Below are 19,636 nucleotides of genomic sequence, written 5' to 3'. Positions count from 1 at the left end.
CAATGTCAGAACCTTGGATAAGCCTGAATCTAAAAATGGGTGATTTGCCCTGGTGGGACTATGATAATAAGGCTGAAGAAGAAGTAATTAAGGTTACTGATAGAGAGCAAGCAAGATCTATCCTGAACAAATTTAAGAAGAAAAAGAAATGAGTGCCATACATTTCGAATCAACATACAACGATAGTAAATTAACTTCAGGATTAAGACGTTCTAATCAAACCGTTTCTGAATGGGCAAGAAATGCCGAAAAGAGCGGAATGACAGTAGAACGTACTTTTCGGAGGGTTACGGAGGCTGCTGCCGCATACGTATCATTGCGTTTTGCAAGTCAGATTGGTAAAGAGATTATATCGGTCAGGGGCGAATTCCAACAGCTTGGAATTGCATTTGAAACGATGTTGGGCAGCAAAGCCAGAGCTGACCGATTAATGCAAGAGGCTATTGTATTTGCTCAGAAAACACCCTTCACTCTTACCGATGTTGCATCAAATGTCAAGCAGTTGATGGCTATGGGTATCGAGACTGAAAAGGTCATGGATACAATGAAATCGCTGGGTGATGTTGCTGCAGGCGTTTCAGTACCAATTTCAAGGATAGCGATTAACTACGGTCAAGTTGCTGCACTAGGTAGATTGCAACAGCGAGAGATTAGAGATTTTGCGATGGCAGGTATCCCAATTGTAGAACAACTCGCAACTCAATTTGGTAAAACATCAGCTGAAATTCAAGATATGGTTGAAGCTGGACAAATTGGATTCCCAGCTGTTGAAAAAGCATTCCAAAGCATGGCTAGTGAGGGTGGCAAGTTTTACAACCTCATGGAAAAACAGAATGCCTCTGTTACCGGGCAGATATCAAACCTTCAGGATAAGATTCAAGTGATGCTGAATTCTATCGGAGAAGCTAATGAAGGGGTGATTTATGGGGGTATATCAGGATTAAGTAACCTGGTAGCGAATTACGAAGAAGTATTGGAGGTATTGAAATATCTTGCTGTTGGACTTGGAACTTACAAAGCCGCAACAATTGCGGTCACTATATCTGAATCGATTGCGGCGAAAAATGAAGCTATCAGGACCGGAATCATAGAATCAAAGGTAGCTGCCATTAAGCAGGCCATTATTGCTGAAGAAGCCGCAACAGCCGCAGCCGCAGCCGCAGCAAAAAAGGAACAAGCCGCCGCCTCCATGGCGGCAACAAACGCAGCCACCAAACAAGCCGCCGCCGCCAAAACAGTAGCTGCTAAACAGGCAGCTACTGTTGCAAATGCAGAACTTATAGCCGCAGAGAAAGCCTATGCAATTACTGTAACAGAAACCAATGCTGCATACATGGCCGGGGCTTTGACAACTAAGCAAGCATCGGATCTTAAGAAGGATCTGGCAGTAGTTGAAAAAGCACGGGTAACAGCTTCAAAAGCAAATGCAACAGTGGAAAAGACAATCACTGCAGAAACAGTTATCAATGCAAGATTGGAATCTCAAGCCGTCGCCAAATCAGAAGCTGAAAAAGTAGCTGCCAAGCAAGCTGGGATAGCCGCAGACAGGAAAAAGCTTATTTCATCACAAACGGCAACTGCGGCAGAAATCAGAGCAGCACGGGCTCAAAGCTTCCTGAACAAAACGATGCTCAACAATCCTTATGTTTTGGTTGCACTTGGACTGACTGCCTTAGTGACCGCTTTAGTGGCATTCACAAAAAAGGCAAAAACAGCACAGGAAATGGCTGATGACTTGAACGACTCCATATCTCAAATTGGAAAGCAGCAAGAGATCAATGGACTTATCAAGAAGTATGATGAACTGAAAGGTAAGACCAAACTTACCGATGACGAGCAAAAAGAACTGAATGATACAATCAGGCAGTTGTCAACTATATTTCCGGAGGCGATTAGCAGGATCGATCAATACGGGAAGGCCGTTGATGTTGTGAGGGAAAAACTCGTTGGCAGCAACGCCGAATTGCAAAAGTTTCTTGAAAATTCAACCAAGCAAGAAATTGATGAGGCTCAGAAAAAGCTAAATGAACTTATATCAACAAGGGACAGGCTTGTTAAGGAAATCAATACAGGATACGGAGAGCGGAGCTATGGAACAGGCGGCTTGGCAGGAGGGACTACTAAAAAGACCGTAGAGCTGAACAAAACAGAGCTTTCACAAAACAAAGAAGATCTTGATAGTGTCATCAAAGATATTGACGGACTTGCCTCAAAGTTAACCGAAAGTCAAAGGAAATTACTCGAACTCGGGTCTGTTACCGCAGAGGAAGCATTAAAGCCATACAAAGAGCTTTTTAAAGATTTAAGCGAATACACTACAAAGCAGTTATATGACACCAAGGCCAAGCTGACGGGGCTATTAGGTGAAGGGTTGGGGGTAGATGCTGAAACCAAGATTAAGGAGCAAATAGATGACATTGCTGCACAGTTAGGAGAGCCAACAAATAAGGAAAAGATTGAAAAATTAATAAAAGACATTTCCGAAGCTCAAAAGAAGCTGGATGAATTAATGGATCCTTCCCGTAGATCAGGAAGTGCAGAAAAAGACATTGAAGATCAGAAAAAGGTTGTTGAAGAACTGACCAAAAAGCTTGAACTATTAACAGGTGTTAAGAAGAAATCATCCAAAGAAGTCGATGACCTGAAACAGCAAATTGACAAGCTGTATAAAGACCTCGAAACTGCTGATGAATCAGACAGGCAGATTATAGCTGCAAGGATTTTAGTACTCCAGCAGGAATTATTGCTCCGGGAGAAAATTGCAGAAACAGCGGTGAAAGCGGTGCGAAATGAATTTGTTCCCGGGAAAACCAAACCTATTCAGCAGAATATCTTTGAAGGGAACATAGATCCTATCAAAAAAGTCAATGCTGAATTTGATAAGCTAAATAAAAAGATTGAACAGGCAAAGAAAAAGGCTGAGCAAATGCAAAACGCCATTGATGCTGAGAAGTTCAAGAAGACACTTGAAGTCACTCAGGAGATTCTTTTTCATGTTCAGGGCATTACAGACAAATATGCTGAACAATTAGGTTTAACAGAGGAACAGGGTCAGCTTTTGCAGGATGGATTGCAGGCCATGAGCGGGATTGCAGATATAGCAAGCGGTAATGTAATACAGGGAGCGGCAAAGTTGCTGGATGCATCACTAAGCCTGTTTTTGCAAGCACCAGAAAAACTAAGTGAACATTTCAAAAATGTGCAGGAACAAATCGACACCATGCTTTCCTCAATTGACATTGCCACCCAGTCGTTAGCTAACATGGGGAGCAGTGCCGTATCTCAATCGTTATTTTCCATACAGCGTCGTATGTCTGATTTAGGAGATGAAGCCAAGCGGTTAAACGATGAGTTGGGAGGATCTTCATACGGTAGGCGTCGTTCTCCCAGTTATATACAATACTATGGAGATATGGTCGATAAAGCAGTTTCTTTAAACGAAGAAATTGAGAAATTGGGAGAACGGCTGTTAGGTGGTAATTTATCAGATGAACAACGCGAAGCAATAGAGGCCGTTTTGTCAAGCTATAATGAGTTAATGGCTCAAATAGATACGATAACACAGGAGGTAACTGGTACTACAGTAAAAGATTTATCAGAATCATTAGCTGATGCTTTTTTGGCTGGTGAAGATGCAGCTGTGGCTTGGGGAGAAAAGATTGATGGTATAATAAAAAATGTCATTATAAAACAGCTTACTGCCGATCTGCTTACAGCGCCAATCCAAAATGCCGTGAAGCAGCTCGTAAAAGATAGTAGCGACGGAGAGAAAACAGGGAGAGGAGGTTCTTCAGAAGAGATAAACATTGGATTAACCCCTGAAGAGGCTGCGAACTTTAGAGAATCAATACAGGATATTTACGACACCGCTAAACCCGCCTTTCAAGTCATGATCGATTCTTTTTCAGAATATGGTTTTGATTTCGGGAGTGCAGCGGATAGTCAGGGATTGACCGGTGCAATCCGTGGAATTACAGAAGAAACAGGAAGCCTAATTGCCGGGCAATTCACTGCCATGAGAGTTGATCTGAAATCAATAGATGAGAACACAACTCAGTCAACTGACTATCTAATGCAAAGCGTGGCTATTCAGCAGCAGATAGCTGATAATACATCTTACAACAAAAACCTGAAGCCAATTTATGAAGAGTTGCAAACGATGAACAGAAACCTAAAAGAAGTTCTATGATTATAGACGGCGTAAATATCAATGTGTATGGTCTTATCCTCTTGAAAGCAACGGGTTTTTTAGATTTTCCAAAACGGAAGGACATACTTGATGTACAAAAGTTTACTACTAATGATGCTAAATACGACTCCGCTAAAGGAACAATTGTGCTCTTTGGAGATTGGGCAACTCCTGCAGAGCTTGAGATTGGGCTGAATAACCTACAAGCATTGATAAATAGCAGTGTGAAACACACTATTGAGCTTGATGAGTATAATTTGCCAGCTTTTAGCGAGGCAACTTTCAAGGATGGGTATAAAGTTCAAGTAATCCGAACAGTTGCAGAAATAACGATGAAAATAACAGTTGCAAATTCTAAATGGGTAGCAAGTTGAGATGAGTTGGAAACTAGATAATATTGATTTTTCTACTTACGGCGTTTATGTATCAAAGGCCTCAGGTTTATTTGATCTTCCTAGAGTTCTAAATGAACCAAACAAGTGGTTGGACGAAGATGGAGAAGATTATTGGCATGACATTACGGATCAGAAGTATGATAAACAAATTATAAATCTCAACTGCTTCATTCTTAACGATACTTATGCCGGCTTTATCACCCAGATAAAATCTTTCTATGACGCGTTGATGTCAGAGAACAAGAGGTTGCTTTCAACTCCTTATACAACTTCAAACATTGAATGTTATCTAGAAAAAGGAATCAGTCTTGATCGTAAAACAAGGTACATTGGGAGCAAGCAAGCGGGGGTGTTTATTCTAACTCTTACAGTTCCGGGCGATCCAGACTTTCTAAGCCTAAATATCAACCGATACTACACCTACAACACCATTGCAACGGTGCTAACGCGGGATTTAAAAATCAGTAAAACCCTGCAAGGCGACTTCTACGCCACTTTTAGTTTTGAGTCTAACAAGAAGCTCGACATTCAATTTTTTGATGAGATAGATATCAACTCAAACGGAGTAGGCATTGAGCGTTATTATCTGGAGACCGAGCCTGAGTTCAAGAAAGTGTCGACCAATAAGTATGTTTATAATATTCGCGCCGAGCACATCAGTAATTGGTTTTCCCACTCTCAGTTTTTAAATCTGAATAAAGAGGCCGACTTTTATTATTTCGCCAATTTAGAGGAGATTTTTGATTTAATACTGTGGAATCATAACCGCAAGTACCCGGGGCAGACTTTTTTTAAAGGTTCGATCGCGGCAACAGAAAGGAGAAATCATAAGTTTTCAGGCGAGAACTGCCTGAGTGTATTACGCCGTATCTGTCAAGAATACGAGCTGGAATACGAATTTCAGTTTCACGATGGGCTGATTTTCTTGTTCGATATCAACATCAAAGACCAGGTAGCAAACGACAAGGCAATTACCTTGCAATATGGCAAAGGCAATGGCCTGTACGAAATTACAAGGGGTGCCATGCTCAAGGATGAGTTGTGTACCGTGCTCCATGCCTATGGAGCAGCTCGTAACTTAAAACCCGACTATCGTGGTGGATTGAAACGCCTTTCGTTTACCAACAACCCACTAACTAAAAATTATGGTTTCACATACGCTGATGGCGAGTGGGGAGTGCGCGAAAAGACCGTGTACTTCGACGAGATTTACCCAAACCGCACAGCTACCGTTACCGACTACTACCAGAAATTGCCAGATGAGCTAAGCGTTGCTGAAAAAGCATCGACCCCCGAAGGCTTATACATCATAACCGACTCAACACTCGACTTTGACCTAAACGACTACCTTATGGGCGGTCTGACGGCTAAAATAAGAATAAAGACAGGCGACTTGGCGGGTGTTGAACTTGAAATAGCCCGATATTACGACGACACAAAGCAGATTTACCTGATACCTTACAAGGATGAGCGTGGCAGATTGTGGCCAAACGACACCTTTCAGCCTGCCATTGGAGACGAGTACACGCTTGTTGATATCGACCAGCCCGGTACATATGTTACCACAGCTGAAACCGCACTGGAGGCCGCAGCGACCGATTACATCAATGAGTTTTCGTCGCCCAAGTTTCCATATCGGGTGGTTACCGATCCGGCATACCTGAAAGCCAACCCGACAGGCTTCGAAGTAGGCGACCGACTTACGGTTGTCGATACAGATTACAATATTAGTGGCTTGTTTCGGATCAGTGCGCTGGTGTACGACGTATACAAACAGCGGTATGAGTTTACCTTGTCGGATGTTGTGATCTTATCGAACCGAAAGAAAACAGAGGCACGACTGGCAGCTGTTGAGCGCGCTGTGGCTGACACGAAAAAGGACACCGTTGAGAGCATGCGGAAGGAAAAAGAAACCACCAACGAACTTCGCAACCGCCTGCTTGACCCAACCGACGATAAGTTTAATGCAGATCGCAATGTGCGTGATGAGAGTATTGATCCGCGCATGCTTTCCTACGATGCCGGAGTGCCTCAGTTCTCTTTAAGAAATGCACTTGTTGAGACAAACGTGGACGATGACCCAGATAAGGTAGTGGTGGGCGCAGGCCACCTGGTCATGCACAATTATGCTGATAATACACGCGACCGTTTTGGTATTAAAAAGCTAAAGGATCAGCTGATCGATTACGACCCAACCCGAACGTGGGTAATTGAACAAACAGAGTTCAACCTACCAACAGCCTCAGGATACTGGATTTACGCCAAATTGAACATGGCCGATGGTTCGAGCGAGTGCACTCTTGAAGTGTATGAAGATCACAAAGAGGTAAAACTCCAGGTTGAAACCGGGTACATCAAATATAAGCTAGGGCATATCAGCGACAAAGCCTCACCCCGCTATGCGGCGATGCTTTGGGGTAATACCCGAACACCTTCGATGTCTCAGGTGCAAAAGGAAATCGTTGATCAGGTTGAAAATAACACTACGATCATTGAGGCGATCACGAACCTAATTAATAATAGTAAGGGTGGTTACAAAGAGAGCTTTATAATCGAGCACACCACAAATGCCGCAGAGACACAGCTATCTAGCTGGTCGGTAATTGCCTATAACGAGCTGATGGGCGAATACAAGGCAACCGTCACCGTGCGAGATAAAGATGACGACACGATGCACACGGTCATGTCTGTACTTTCTTTCGACTACACCGACCCCGCAGCTGAGCTAAGCATTCAAAACGACATTATCACCGAGGCAATCACAACGCTTGTACTTGGCATCGATGCCAGTAAAAGACTATATGCGACCGTAGAAACCGCCTCTGATGCTAAGCGCATTCACTTTTGCTTTGAAAGATGTGTGTTGGCTCAACGTGCAGAGGCAACAACTGGGCAAATGGGATTAGGCGTCGACATGAGTGCTGCGGGTACGCTCGTTGAAGATACCTTCGCAGTTATGGGTATCGGTGTTGGAATGGGTGCAGAAGCGGAGGAGGTGGAGAGCTGTGATTTTGTTTCAATGCTTAACTCGCTTGATCGTTGGTTTAAGATGGATGATAATATTTCCGGCTCTCTGGTTGAAGAAAATTCAAATAACGGCACAGAAATAAATGTAACAAAAGAGCAAGCATCAGTAGCGGATTGCAGTTATTCATACTACTTCAATGGCTCGAACGCACGGGCACAGTTGCCATTTGACACTTTTGCCGGAGATGAATTTACGATAGCATTTTGGGTAATGATACCAAGTGGTGCGTCACTTGCAGAATTTAAATACATTTTTGGAGTTCACCATGATGGCTATCCGGTTGAGTATGGCCCTGTTATAACAATAACTCCTCCTGGTGGTGCTGGCGATTTTGACCTTGGAGTTGGCACTGGCACGTATGGAGCATCTGTATATTCTGATCCATTTAATTTTGACACATGGCATAGAATTGCAGCTACATATACAAGAGTTGACAATGGAGTTGATAAATCAACTATCTATGTTTCAGCGTACAGAAATGGGGCTAAATTTGTTGACAGTTATCTTTTAGTTTATGATTATTCATCTTCTTTTCAGGCTAATGCATGGGCTAAATTTTTAAATATTGGTTGCAGATATTATTCTGGGGCATACCATGATTTTCAGGAATTCTACATTGACGACTTGAAGATATACGATCATGCAATAAACGACGAAGAAGCTGTATGCGACTATAATGAAGGAAAATGCTGGTAAAATTTTATAAATTATGACACAACTATCCACAACATTTAAAAACGAATTGGCAAAGCTATTGGCACACAATGAGGCAATAGCAGGATTTGGAGATGCAAGCGGGTTGCAACCATCCGCAGCGGAAGGCAATTTATACCTGCGACTTTGCACCGATGCGGTCGTAGTCGACGATGATACAATTGGCACCGAGTGCGCATTTACTGGATATACGTCGGGAGGGATTGCCTTGGCTCGCGGATCAGGGAACGACCTAGACGTTACCACCAATGTTGTTTCAAATGCAAACAACATTGAGGTAGTCGCTGATGCAGGTTATGGTGGATCTGAAGACGTAAAGTTTGCCGAATTATGGCTTGATAACAGTTCGAGTACTGAAAGCAAACGCATTTCGCACTGTCAACTTAGCCAAACGATAACGATGGTCGCAGGAAAGACTTTTCGAATTTCAGCAGGAAGTTTGACGTTTACGATAGACTGATTTTTTTATTAGCCGTGGGGATGAAAGAAGCCCCCGGCTAATGTTTGCAATTACAATAAGTAGTAAATATTTCAGTCTTCCTATATTTTAATTCAGAGACTGTAATTTGAGAATGATTTGATTTTTAGCTGGTGCAGTCCGAGTGATTGCACCAGTTTTTTTTTAACAGAAAACCAATATGCAACACGCTAAAGAATTCGTAATTGGATTTGTCCTCTCAATAGCTAGCTGGGAAACGTGGGAAAATATTTTCGTCAGCTTACTAATCGCCTTTTTCGGTGGATTATTAGCCGCAGCCGGGAAGGCCTTGCACAACCGAATTTATGCAAGATTTCACAAAAACAAACGAAATGAGGAAGATTGAATTAATCGTTATTCATTGCGCCGATACCTATTCTCGGATGGATATTGGAGTAAGGGAAATTGATGAATGGCACAAACAACGTGGATGGGATGGCATCGGATATCACTACGTGATTCGTAGAAATGGAATCATTGAAAAGGGTCGTCCGGAAACGGTAATTGGAGCTCATGCGTACGGGCACAATGATACTTCAATTGGTATCTGCTATGCTGGAGGCAAGGGAGACAATAATACCCCTGAAGATAACCGAACAATAGAACAGAAAGCAGCTATCATTAGCCTAGTTGCCGAGCTTCGCGAACGCTACCCGTCTGCTGCAGTAGTTGGCCACAACCAACTAAATAAACAAAAAGCCTGCCCCTGCTTCAATGTTCAAAATGAATTGTCATGATCACAATCACATCTATCATTTGTATTGGCTTAATTATATTATCAGGTTGGAAATGGTCAGGATATGCAGTTAAGATTTATGCATGAAAGCCATCGTCAACCTAACGACAACATTGATGGGATTGATCATCATTCCTTATGCAGCATACCTGGTCTATGTAAAAGAAACATTTTGCGCCTGGGATTTTCTACTTATGTCATTTGCAGCAATGGTGCTCATTTGGTTTAAGGAGGATGCAGCCCGGGAATTGATCGACAAAGTATTAAACAAAGACATACAGAAACCATAATATGAAACCATTTTTAAAATTCCTGAGCCTGGTATTGGTCGTATTTTCATTCTCATGTTCTTCAACTAAGAAGATCACAACGGAGCAGACAACTACAAAAAAGTGGATTGAGCACGAAGAGGTAAGCGCTGTGAAGTCAGCTATCACAATCGATACTTCCAAGACTTCAGACACAGAGATCACATATACTAAGATCGAGTATTTCGCCCCAATTTCTAATGAATATGACTCAACCATGACAGGTATCAAATCAGATTCATTAGAAATTTCAAGTACTCCAAAATCATCCCGGAAATCTGGCAATATCAAATCTATTGAAACCTATACCGTTCGAAAGAAGTCCGAAAGCAAGGCAGAAATTAAGGTAGAAAAAACGGAAGAAAAGCAGGTTCATGAAGATATAAAGGAAACTGCTGATACCGATAAAAAGGAAATTGAGAAGACCAGACCATCAAGGATAAAATATGTCTTTTATATTCTTATCCTGTTAGTTGTGCTGGCCTTTGTTTATCGATTCAGGAGCCCAATAATTAATATCCTGAAATTAATATTGAAGAGATAGGCTTTTGCCTGTTGTATATATGTTTAACTTAAATTCAATCAAATGAAAATTTTTCTAGCATTATTTGCTCTCGCGATTGGGTTACTCGTGGCCATGCCGCCCGGGAGCCAGGTTCAGGCTACAGCTGCCGATCAGGTATGCTTTGTAGCCGACAATGGACCAACATTGTCATTTGCTGCCATTCAGGCTGTAGATGTACAGTATGTAGTAGTTAGTTGTGTTGAACCGCAATTCATTCAAAAGGAAGGAGGTGGAGTTCATACGCAATCAGCGGTTGCAGAACAGCCATTATACTTTAATAGAGTTGGAGTGATGAATACTACAGAAAGCGCCTATGTTCATTGTCAAAATCGGAAGTATGATAGGCATAGATTCCGAACAAAAGAAGTGAATTTATTACCAAAAAATAAAGAATTAGTCGGCCAGATTAGGATTAGGTCAGATACTTCAGTTTAGTTTTATGGATTAAGGTTAGTTGCCCCGGATCACGTGTTGATCCGGGGTTTTTATAAATATGAATCTGGTGTCTTAACTTGAGAAATCATGCGAGTGGACATGCGGGCGTAACGCCTGGTTGTCTTTTGTTGCTTATGTCCAAAAATTTCCTGAATTTTCGACATATCCGTGCCCTCTTCGTAAAGGTGTGTGCCGGCGCAGTGGCGTATCAGGTGCGGGTAAACGCGCTTTTTTATGCCTGCTTTGCGGGCATAGTCTTTCACCATATTGTAAATTGAGGTGGCGGAGTATTGATCCCGGAATTGCCCGTTAAATAAATAGTTGGTCGGACAGTCCTTTTTGTAGTATTTCCGAAGCGCGTCGAGCGTCTTTTCGGAAAGCGGTACCAGTCGGTCTTTATTGCCTTTGCCTTGCCGGATGTGAATCACCATCCGGTCGCTGTCAATGTCGGTGATCTTCAGATTGATCAGCTCTCCTTCGCGCATCCCCGTTGAGTAAAATAGAAACAAAATTGCCCTGTGCTTTGGGTATTTACAAACGGTAAACAGCCGCCTTACTTCATCCTGTGAAAGTACAACCGGCAAATGCTCCTCCCTACGCGGATAGTCGATGTACTTAAACTTTAGAGGTTGTTTAACGACTAACTGATAGAAGCGTTTAAGCGCTCCGATTCGCTGTTTTAATTGCGAGGTTGACTTAGAAGCTTTCAGGTATTTCTTGATTTCCGTTTCGGATATTTCTCCAGGCGGATGGTTGAAATGCCTCAAAAACAGTTTAGCCTCGCTCATGTAGCTGTTAATCGTGTTTTGACTGTAATTTCGAAGCCGTAACTCCATTTCATATTTCTGTAAAAATTTATTCATTATATTTGATTTAAATGATTGATTTTCAAGCTAGATTTTTATACGCACACGTTATACCTCATTGCGCCAAAACAATTGTAAATAAATTTGAAAGCTAAATACATGGCGCAACGCACACAAAACCGAAAAAGGTTTTGTTGGTATAACACCATGTATATTTTATAGCTGTATCGTTCATTTAATCAACGTTTCTGCGTAATTGAGGAAATAAAAAACCCCTGCGCACTTCGGTTTTTTCAAAACCGTTTTGTTAAGTTCCAAGTAGCGTAAATGGTCTTCGTACACCATTGCCTAAAAACTCAGCCGCTTCCAATGCTTTTAATATTTTATCATTTGTCGAAATATTGTGTTTTACTAATGAATACAAAGCACCAAGAGCAAAATCTTGACCACATCCGCAAGCATCAATACCGTTCATATTTTCAGCAACTTGAAAATCATTTTCAACCTTAAATAGTCTATTCTTATAGCCAACTAAAAAAGTTCCTCCCCTTTCGTCTCCATCGGTATATTTTTGCAAATATCCACCTTCTTTAAAGCATTCTCTAACTGCATTTATAAAATCGGTACACATATATTCATAAACGTCTTTCGATTCAACTTTTGGTGGCTTAAATGAATACCTTAGAAGTTGAATCATTCTAAATGAAGAAGTGCATCCAATCACAAAATCACAGTTTTTAAATACTTTCGCATCTTTTCTTATAAAAATATTTGAATCAGAAACAGCGGCTGAATCGCCACCAATCAAAACACTTTTATTTTTGTTATCAATTAAACCTACTATACAAGTCATATATTTAAAATTTAAAAATTCCTTCCCTTCTGTTTTTTATTTTGTGCTTCGAATAAACGGTAGTGCATATTTCACGCTACAAAACATACATTTTTCGTTATGCCCCGTTGCGGCAATAATAATCATCTAACTGTACTACATTATGGTAGCTACATTCTCCCTCCCCTCTCTCAATTCTACTTATAGTGGCAGCACTCACTTTTGTTTGTTCAGCAACTTGTCTTAGTGTTAAGTTCAATTTATCCCTACGCTCTTTAAAAAGATGCAACGAGGGCATAACACTATGTTTATGTAATGCTTGGTCGGTGCTTTGTTCAGCCCCATTCGCTTGCTGTATTGCAAACTTTATTTCATCCACTATTCCATTAGCTAATCTCCACGCTTCATCTTTCGGTAAATCAATCAAGTAACCAGCCCAAAAGCAATTACTTTGTATAAGTTCTAAATGTTCTTTTTCAAATTCGCTCATTACTTATGTATTTTAAAGTTATTCTTTCTAATCAACAGTAGTAGATATTTCACGCACTCCACAAACACTCAACGTTATTTACTCGTATAAAATCAGCCGGAAGTTCAATCGGAAACCGACAATATACCGCTGTCAGATTTAAAATCCAGGGCTAGAAGTTCCTGACATTGCAGCTTCTTTAGCTTCCATGAGAATAGCATCGTAATCCTCCTCTTTTTTCCCCTTTGGCTTGAGTTCCAAATGGGCAGCTGCTTGTCTTTTATAGAAGTAATTAACCTTATCCAAATCGAGCGTTTTGATATCGAATGTTTCAGGGTCGAATCCTTCTCCTTTGTTGGCCTCATCAACGTTTTGAAAGTTTTCTGGCTTCAATACGTCAGGACCGATTGGGTGAAATCCAACGTTTTTAGGCTGAAGCCTTTTAAGCCATATACAGCCTGTTTCTGCCACTTGTTTCCGCTCTTCTTCATCCAGTTCAAAGCACATGGTAAATACATCCATTCCTTTGAATTCAGGATGTGTTTCCTTACGTGCTGGAATTCCTTGATACTCATCTTGTCCGAAACCAATTACTGTATTGGCTTCATTAAATTTTCTTGCTTTCATAAATTAAAAATTAATGTGTTGTTGACTATTTTGCATATCTATTTTTTTGAGCTTTCTAAGTACATTTTTGCGTATCAGCTTGTCTTTTTTACTCTTATTATGCTCTGCCATGATAGATTCAACCAATCCAAATTCAGGGATCCAATACAGAAGACCAATCCCGTGCTCAAGTATTTGTTTTTTTTGATAGTTTGGCATGTAAACATTGTGAGGAAAACAGATGTATGAGTAATCAGCCCAGTAGAGATGATCTTTGGCCTGCTTAACGACTTCTTCGACATTGAACAATTTGCATTCAATATTGAAGACTTTTCTACTTGAAAAATATACTATCAAATCCGATCGTCGCCCGATTTCAGGAATATGCACCTCTCTGTATGTTTTTGGGTTAACTTTCTCCCGGGAATACCCCCCTTCCGTTGACCTCCAGAAAGTATAATCCAACAGCCATTTTTCAACATTGGCTTGCATGGTATCTTCGCAATAACCAAGGCTGTAATTCCCTCTAAAATCGTTTAGTAGTGGCATTAATCCATTATCCTTTTAAGGTTACTTTTCAGTTTCACAGTAGTGAATACCTCAAGCCTCTTTGTAAGTGCCTGAATCTTCTCCTTTGATGGCTCAGGAAGGTTATTGTTTCCGCTGTCCGCGCCGATGTTTACTTGTTCTGGCAAACAGGTTTCAATCATTTCAACCATTTCTTCCATATCAAAATCCATTATCGGTTCAATGGTGACATAGTTTTTTAATTCAATCCCTCTGAACTCATGCCAAAGCTCGTTCATCATATCAGCTCTTATTTCTGGATCGGGGCAGTTATTCATTATTTCTGGATCGAATCGGTTTGTCTCAATGGTAGTACACAGGACAAAATCAAGCCCGGCAAGCTCAAATTCGAAGTCGAATAATCTTCTTGGGTTTTTTGTCTGGAATAGGTACTTGTTATTAAACTTCCGGCAATGGTTTAGAATCCTCTTGATTATGGTGTCCGGAATAGCTTCAGCAAACAGATCGTTTTGAGCAGCCACAAATATAAAGTTTCCCTCTCCCAGGCTGCATAGAAGTTCGTGTCCGGACAAGCGAGGATCTCCACTGTATTTTTCTAATATAGCTGGATATCGCATTAATTTATTAGTACTGCAGTAACTACATCTGTGAGGACATTCACCAGCTAATGGATTCCAAGTGTGGGTAATCCATTCGTACATGTTTCCTTTTGATTTATTTAGTGGCATAGCTCAAAATTTACTTGGTCTGCGGCCATAGCGGTGAGAGTTACGGCCTTTTTTGTTTTTATTCTCACGTTTGCTTGGGCGTTCTAAGTCATAAACTGTTGGTTCAATCAATCGCGGTAGCAATTCCATAACTTCTGGTTTGGATTCTTTAAAAGCTCTATGAGCTTCATCTTGTGCCAACTCAATGGCCTTCGAATAAACCTGACGACTACCAACGATTGCAATTCCTTTTCCATCTTCTTTTTGGATGTCGAGTATTTCAATGGTTCGTTTTAATGCTTCGTAGTCCATGTGGTCACCTAAGATCATTACACCTCTGTCTTTTTTGACATCAGCCAATAGGTTTTCAGCCCAAGCAATCATTAGATTGTCGTTTTCTCCTAAGGGCATATCCTCAAGCCCGAAGAATGCTTTATAGTTGTCTATTATTTCACTTCGTTTCATTAGTTTATTTTCAAATATTGATTCTAGATAGTCATTATCATATTCGAGCACATTTGCCATAGCTAAATTTCCGTCACACATGGTTAGTCGATTTTAGGTGTGAAAAATTTAAGCTGTCCTTTGCAGGGAATCAGATCGATCGCTTTAGCATTAGCCAGCGTAAATCCAAAAGGACCAAAAAACCAGGGAGAATCGCTTTCTTCGACGCATCCTGTAATAACAGCCTTGCCAACAATGCCACCCATCATTTTTTTGAACTCTTTTTCTGTCGGGATCTCAATATCCGGATTCATATCTTTAATGAACTTAAGGCCTTCATTGTCGAATTTCTGGCCGGCATGGATGAGTATTTGACCAGTGAATGTTGTTGTCCATTTCCGGTTTTCTATATCTTTCAACCCGTTAAGGATTGCCCAAGCCCAAGGCTGTTGAATTGAAAGCGCTCTAAGAGGTTGTCGACTCTCCGTATTGAAACGGAAATTACATGTTGAGCAGTTAACCATTCCGGGTTTAACTGCTTGCACTTTTGTACAGTTAGGACATTTAATGATTGTTTTCATTTGTAAAATATTTAAGTGTGAATTCGTTCAATGTTTGCAAAGCTTTATTTGCCTCTTCTTGCAGATATTTTAGACGCCTTTCTTGGAGGTGTTTCTGGTACTTTTTAGCATCTTCTATATTCAAAAAGTATCGCCCGCTCTTATAGGATTCGAATTTCACCTCTCGGGATATTGCCGCATTAGATGAGGAGTCATTAATTTTTAATCCATACGTTTTAGTCCCAATCAATATACCTTCAGAAGTTTTTCTGATTTCAGAGATAGGTATTTCTTCAATTTCGTCGACTATTGGATGATAAATCTGATCACCCACGTTCACGGTGTTCACTGTTTTACTCATGATTTGATTTTTAGAATGGTAAGTCATCTGTTTCTGTATTCGGATAATAGTTCGGGTGCTTTATTTGCCTTTCAATCCGGCGTCGCTCAATATTTCGTCTCCTGTCCATGAATGGGATAGCATCGCCTTTTTTCTTTAAGATGTGAATGATGTTATTAATGAATTTGGACGGAGATTTCCAGCTGCTGTAATAGCCTAATCCTTGCGACTTATACCATCGTTTCAGATATCCTTTTTCATAGGTCAGAAAGAGGATTGTTAATGCAAACGAACTGTATTTGTCGGGAGTTTTCTCGATGTAGCCTTCAATGATTTGATTAGTGATATCAGGCTTTTCATATACTCGTTTCCATGGTTGATGAAAGCTGTCGTATTTTCCAAATTGAACCCGGGAAAGGATATTCCAAACGGGAAGTTTATACCATCCATCGTTACAGTTCCAGCAAGCATCAATGTCTGTTACTTTTCCATCGTACCAGCTGTAATGTTTGTGGATTCCGGTACCTCCACAAGACCAGCATTCTTTGCCTTCAATAAATTGAACATCGTAGCAGATGTGCTTTCCATACTTAGACAGGATCCTGTTTTTGATTTCGTAGAACTCTGGACTCGGCTTCTGGTTTGCATGAAATAAGAGCCAAGAGAGGATATTGATGTAGATTGATTTCATTTCTTTTTTTGATCTATGATTTTTTCATCCACAATTTCTTTTATAAAGTCGGGTATATTGTTTAAGTCGGATAAATACTCATTGATGTCAGAGTGCATGATATATTTGTGAAACCAATAGAGGAAACCATATTTCACAGGCATTGTATTACGAGAGAAGTTGTGTAGTAGCTGCCAAATCTCAAATATTAGAAAATCGTTCTTTTCTGGCCATAAGGGAAATTCAGATTCATTATCGCCTTGATTTAGTTTTTCAAATTCTTCATTCATTGTCTTTTCCCAATTAATCCAGTATTTTTCAAATACGGACTGGGCTGTTTCGTTATCCTCCTTGGGAAGCTTTTTTTCTGCTTCCTGTAGTAGCCCATCCATTAGGTAGGTTGATCCTGAACTAAATCTATGCTCCCACATAAATAGCAGCCTCGCTAAACTATCAAGGGTAAAGCCACCTGTTTCACGGCCACGTTCGTAGGTGACTTCCTTCATATTCATGAGTTTTCCATCTACTTTCATGTGGATGGAGACAGTAATATGATCTGTGTTTTGTTTTTTATCCATTTTTATTCCTCAATTTCGTCATTAAACATATTGGCGACCATGTCAACAATGTTTTCATCAATGTTGTCTGTCGCTCCCATTACAGCATTTGCAATGTTTTTCTTTATCTGGATAATCTTGTAGACCTTTTCATCAATAGTATTCTTTCCAAGGAAATAATAAGCGGTAACACTATCTTTCTGGCCGATCCGATGACATCTATCCTCACATTGACAGCAGTCGGCATAAGTCCAAGGGAATTCAACAAAAGCGACGTTTGAAGCAGCCGTAAGAGTTAAGCCAACACCGGCTGCACGAATGGAGCAAATAATGATATTTGTTTTTGGATTGCGCTGAAATGCGTCTACAGCCATTTGCTTCTGTTCTGATGTCTCTCGGCCTGTTACAGATACTGCACTTGGGAAAATACTCTTCAGTTGATCAACCACCTCATGTAGTGACGCGAATAGTACAATTTTTTGTCCTTCTTCCATGAAGTCCTTCACGAATTCGGAAACAGCTTTAACCTTTCCTCTGGCAGAAATTTGACGGAGGATGTTAATTCGAACCATAACCTCACCCTTGAGCGCTTTCTGGATTTTGTCATCATCAGCCTCCTTATATTTCCTGAGGTATTGAATAAGGTCGCGTTCAGCCTCCTTATATTCTCTTCGGTTTGTTATGTCATTCGTAAGCACTTGTCTGATCTTATCCGGGAGGTCTTTCAATACAGCTGACTTTTCTCTGCGAAAGAAGCATTTTTGCCAAAGCAGAGCGTTAAGCTCTTTGAGATTTGATGCCTCGTTTGGCCCGGAGCAATAACGTTGTACGAAGTATCTATATCCGCCAAACTCTTCCAATTTGTTTAAGATCGATAATTGTGATACTAGATCCTTAGGTTTGTTTACAACAGGGGTGCCCGTTAATTCGATGACCATCTCTTTGTCTTTCGTTATACCTTTGACAAACTTCGCTTGTTGGGTGGAAGTAGATTTGCAGCGATGGCTCTCATCGATAACAACAGAATTGAATAGCTTTACTGACTCGTTGAACACAACATCGCGCAGGGTGAACCGCTTTGATGGTTTGATATAACTAACGAAATATTTTTTCAAACTTTCATAGTTTACGATAAACACTTGGTGTAATCCTGTCTTCCAGAAGAAAGGCCAGTTATCACGGACCTTATCTGTCAGCACCATCGCTTTTTTGTCTGTGAATTTATGCCACTCGCGTTCCCAGTTTATCTTTAAAGAGCTTGGACAAATAACCAGGCAGGGGAAAGCATCTGCTATGTTTACCGTTGCAATACTCTGCAAAGTCTTTCCCAAGCCTGGTTCATCAGTATTCATGAACCTTTTTAACTCAAGTCCTCGGGCTATTCCTTCTAGTTGATAAGGATAGGGCTCAATTTTAAGCCCATGGTCAATATTCAGTTTTGGCATTTCTGGAATCTTGAGATCCCTTCCTGGCAATTGCTCCACGACCCTACCATTCACCCACCTTACTCTCTCGAAGCTTACTATCCGGTTTGCCATGGCCTCTAAGTGAGGTTTTGAAGTTCTTGGTACAATCCAATTTTTAGTTTTTGGATTGAAAGATCTTCCCGGAATCTGTTTAACCATATTAACCAATCCTGGCTTATAATTAAAGCTGACTGTATAGTTGCCTGTTGATTCGAGTTTAATATCCATGATTTTTTGATTTAGGCAGCTTCTGTATCTGAAGTCGTTTCGGTCATGGCTTCATCGGGAACGTCAAAGTCAAACTCCTGCTGTTTAATTCCCCATTTCCCTTTGAAAAGATATTCGACAACTTCATTGTTACAGGAATAAATATCCCCACTCAATTCAGTTCCGTGTTTGTATGTGTCAAAGTCCTCATATTTAGTGAATGGAGCATTGATATTTACTACTTTGCCGGATTTAAGGAGCTTTTGTCCGATGATAGTAACTCCGGCATCTTCATCAGATCCGCCGGTTGAATAACCTGTAACAACATAATTATCCAGCTTTTCGACATCGTAGTTATCGACTCCAGCATCAAGAATATCGTTAGCCTCTGGCTGCTCACAGATTATTACAAGGTGCTTTTTAAGCGTGTCTAGTGCCGCTTTAAAGTCAGCATGCACTATTTGGCTGCATTTTCTGGTGACTTCATCGGAATAGTTATCTTCCAAAAACTCTTGCGAGAAGGTGACATCAAGCCTCTCATTCTTGAGGCTTACTTTTTTAATTTCGTTACGTACGTTTTCCATATTAATTTCTAT

General features: G+C 40.7%; 23 protein-coding genes. 10 read left to right on the top strand and 13 right to left on the bottom strand.

The features are described from left to right. The first annotated feature begins 2 nt into the window (after positions 1-2). From ACTB00_RS13160 to ACTB00_RS13115, 10 genes are all read left to right on the top strand, one after another. Positions 3-152, top strand: a complete 150-nt coding sequence (locus ACTB00_RS13160) for a hypothetical protein (RefSeq protein ID WP_463300383.1) — start codon at positions 3-5, stop codon at positions 150-152. Further along, positions 149-4,189, top strand: a complete 4,041-nt coding sequence (locus ACTB00_RS13155; RefSeq protein ID WP_463300382.1) for a tape measure protein — start codon at positions 149-151, stop codon at positions 4,187-4,189. Before ACTB00_RS13160 ends, ACTB00_RS13155 begins: the two co-directional genes overlap by 4 nt. Continuing rightward, entirely contained in the window at positions 4,186-4,563 is a 378-nt protein-coding gene (locus tag ACTB00_RS13150; protein WP_463300381.1) for a hypothetical protein, read from the top strand. The genes ACTB00_RS13155 and ACTB00_RS13150 overlap by 4 nt, the downstream gene beginning before the upstream one ends. 1 nt (position 4,564) lies before the next feature. After that, on the top strand, positions 4,565-8,308 hold the full coding sequence (locus ACTB00_RS13145) for a LamG domain-containing protein (protein WP_463300380.1): 3,744 nt from the start codon (positions 4,565-4,567) through the stop codon (positions 8,306-8,308). A 13-nt stretch (positions 8,309-8,321) separates the two neighbouring features. After that, positions 8,322-8,786: a hypothetical protein gene (locus ACTB00_RS13140; RefSeq protein ID WP_463300379.1), complete on the top strand. Its 465-nt coding sequence runs from the start codon at positions 8,322-8,324 to the stop codon at positions 8,784-8,786. A 178-nt stretch (positions 8,787-8,964) separates the two neighbouring features. After that, positions 8,965-9,150, top strand: coding sequence for a hypothetical protein (locus ACTB00_RS13135; protein ID WP_463300378.1), 186 nt, complete (start codon positions 8,965-8,967; stop codon positions 9,148-9,150). Further along, entirely contained in the window at positions 9,137-9,541 is a 405-nt protein-coding gene (locus ACTB00_RS13130; protein WP_463300377.1) for an N-acetylmuramoyl-L-alanine amidase, read from the top strand. The genes ACTB00_RS13135 and ACTB00_RS13130 overlap by 14 nt, the downstream gene beginning before the upstream one ends. An 82-nt stretch (positions 9,542-9,623) precedes the next feature. Beyond that, on the top strand, positions 9,624-9,830 hold the full coding sequence (locus ACTB00_RS13125) for a hypothetical protein (protein WP_463300376.1): 207 nt from the start codon (positions 9,624-9,626) through the stop codon (positions 9,828-9,830). A 1-nt stretch (position 9,831) separates the two neighbouring features. Continuing rightward, entirely contained in the window at positions 9,832-10,392 is a 561-nt protein-coding gene (locus ACTB00_RS13120; RefSeq protein WP_463300375.1) for a hypothetical protein, read from the top strand. A 42-nt stretch (positions 10,393-10,434) separates the two neighbouring features. Then, positions 10,435-10,848, top strand: a complete 414-nt coding sequence (locus tag ACTB00_RS13115; RefSeq protein ID WP_463300374.1) for a hypothetical protein — start codon at positions 10,435-10,437, stop codon at positions 10,846-10,848. A 50-nt stretch (positions 10,849-10,898) separates the two neighbouring features. On the opposite strand, the gene xerA is transcribed toward ACTB00_RS13115, so the two are convergent. From xerA to ACTB00_RS13050, 13 genes are all read right to left on the bottom strand, one after another. Beyond that, positions 10,899-11,711 (bottom strand): site-specific tyrosine recombinase/integron integrase, encoded by an 813-nt coding sequence (gene xerA, locus ACTB00_RS13110; RefSeq protein ID WP_463300373.1) that lies wholly within the window; start codon positions 11,709-11,711, stop codon positions 10,899-10,901. Between the two features lie 250 nt (positions 11,712-11,961). Continuing rightward, positions 11,962-12,507: a hypothetical protein gene (locus tag ACTB00_RS13105; RefSeq protein ID WP_463300372.1), complete on the bottom strand. Its 546-nt coding sequence runs from the start codon at positions 12,505-12,507 to the stop codon at positions 11,962-11,964. A gap of 97 nt (positions 12,508-12,604) precedes the next feature. Further along, the gene (locus ACTB00_RS13100; RefSeq protein ID WP_463300371.1) at positions 12,605-12,976 is read right to left on the bottom strand and encodes a helix-turn-helix domain-containing protein; all 372 of its coding nucleotides are present in this window, start codon (positions 12,974-12,976) and stop codon (positions 12,605-12,607) included. 138 nt (positions 12,977-13,114) lie between these two features. Next, positions 13,115-13,582, bottom strand: a complete 468-nt coding sequence (locus ACTB00_RS13095) for a hypothetical protein (RefSeq protein ID WP_463300370.1) — start codon at positions 13,580-13,582, stop codon at positions 13,115-13,117. Positions 13,583-13,585: 3 nt separating this feature from the next. Then, positions 13,586-14,110: a hypothetical protein gene (locus tag ACTB00_RS13090; protein WP_463300369.1), complete on the bottom strand. Its 525-nt coding sequence runs from the start codon at positions 14,108-14,110 to the stop codon at positions 13,586-13,588. Then, entirely contained in the window at positions 14,110-14,817 is a 708-nt protein-coding gene (locus tag ACTB00_RS13085; RefSeq protein ID WP_463300368.1) for a hypothetical protein, read from the bottom strand. Before ACTB00_RS13085 ends, ACTB00_RS13090 begins: the two co-directional genes overlap by 1 nt. A 3-nt stretch (positions 14,818-14,820) precedes the next feature. Continuing rightward, a complete protein-coding gene (locus ACTB00_RS13080; RefSeq protein WP_463300367.1) occupies positions 14,821-15,342 on the bottom strand; it encodes a hypothetical protein in 522 nt (173 codons plus the stop codon). Positions 15,343-15,344: 2 nt separating this feature from the next. Further along, on the bottom strand, positions 15,345-15,821 hold the full coding sequence (locus tag ACTB00_RS13075) for an ASCH domain-containing protein (RefSeq protein ID WP_463300366.1): 477 nt from the start codon (positions 15,819-15,821) through the stop codon (positions 15,345-15,347). Next, on the bottom strand, positions 15,805-16,161 hold the full coding sequence (locus ACTB00_RS13070; RefSeq protein ID WP_463300365.1) for a hypothetical protein: 357 nt from the start codon (positions 16,159-16,161) through the stop codon (positions 15,805-15,807). Before ACTB00_RS13070 ends, ACTB00_RS13075 begins: the two co-directional genes overlap by 17 nt. Before the next feature lie 10 nt (positions 16,162-16,171). Then, on the bottom strand, positions 16,172-16,831 hold the full coding sequence (locus tag ACTB00_RS13065; RefSeq protein ID WP_463300364.1) for a hypothetical protein: 660 nt from the start codon (positions 16,829-16,831) through the stop codon (positions 16,172-16,174). Next, positions 16,828-17,388 carry a hypothetical protein gene (locus ACTB00_RS13060; protein ID WP_463300363.1) on the bottom strand — a complete coding sequence of 187 codons (561 nt, stop codon included), beginning with the start codon at positions 17,386-17,388 and terminating at the stop codon, positions 16,828-16,830. Before ACTB00_RS13060 ends, ACTB00_RS13065 begins: the two co-directional genes overlap by 4 nt. 2 nt (positions 17,389-17,390) lie before the next feature. Beyond that, positions 17,391-19,061 carry an SNF2-related protein gene (locus ACTB00_RS13055; RefSeq protein ID WP_463300362.1) on the bottom strand — a complete coding sequence of 557 codons (1,671 nt, stop codon included), beginning with the start codon at positions 19,059-19,061 and terminating at the stop codon, positions 17,391-17,393. Positions 19,062-19,072: 11 nt separating this feature from the next. After that, the gene (locus ACTB00_RS13050) at positions 19,073-19,624 is read right to left on the bottom strand and encodes a hypothetical protein (protein ID WP_463300361.1); all 552 of its coding nucleotides are present in this window, start codon (positions 19,622-19,624) and stop codon (positions 19,073-19,075) included. Positions 19,625-19,636 lie beyond the last annotated feature (12 nt).

The sequence above is a fragment of the Sunxiuqinia sp. genome, assembly GCF_055140945.1.
The sequence above is the reverse complement of the archived record's forward strand: the minus strand, read 5'-3'. Positions and strand labels throughout refer to the sequence as shown.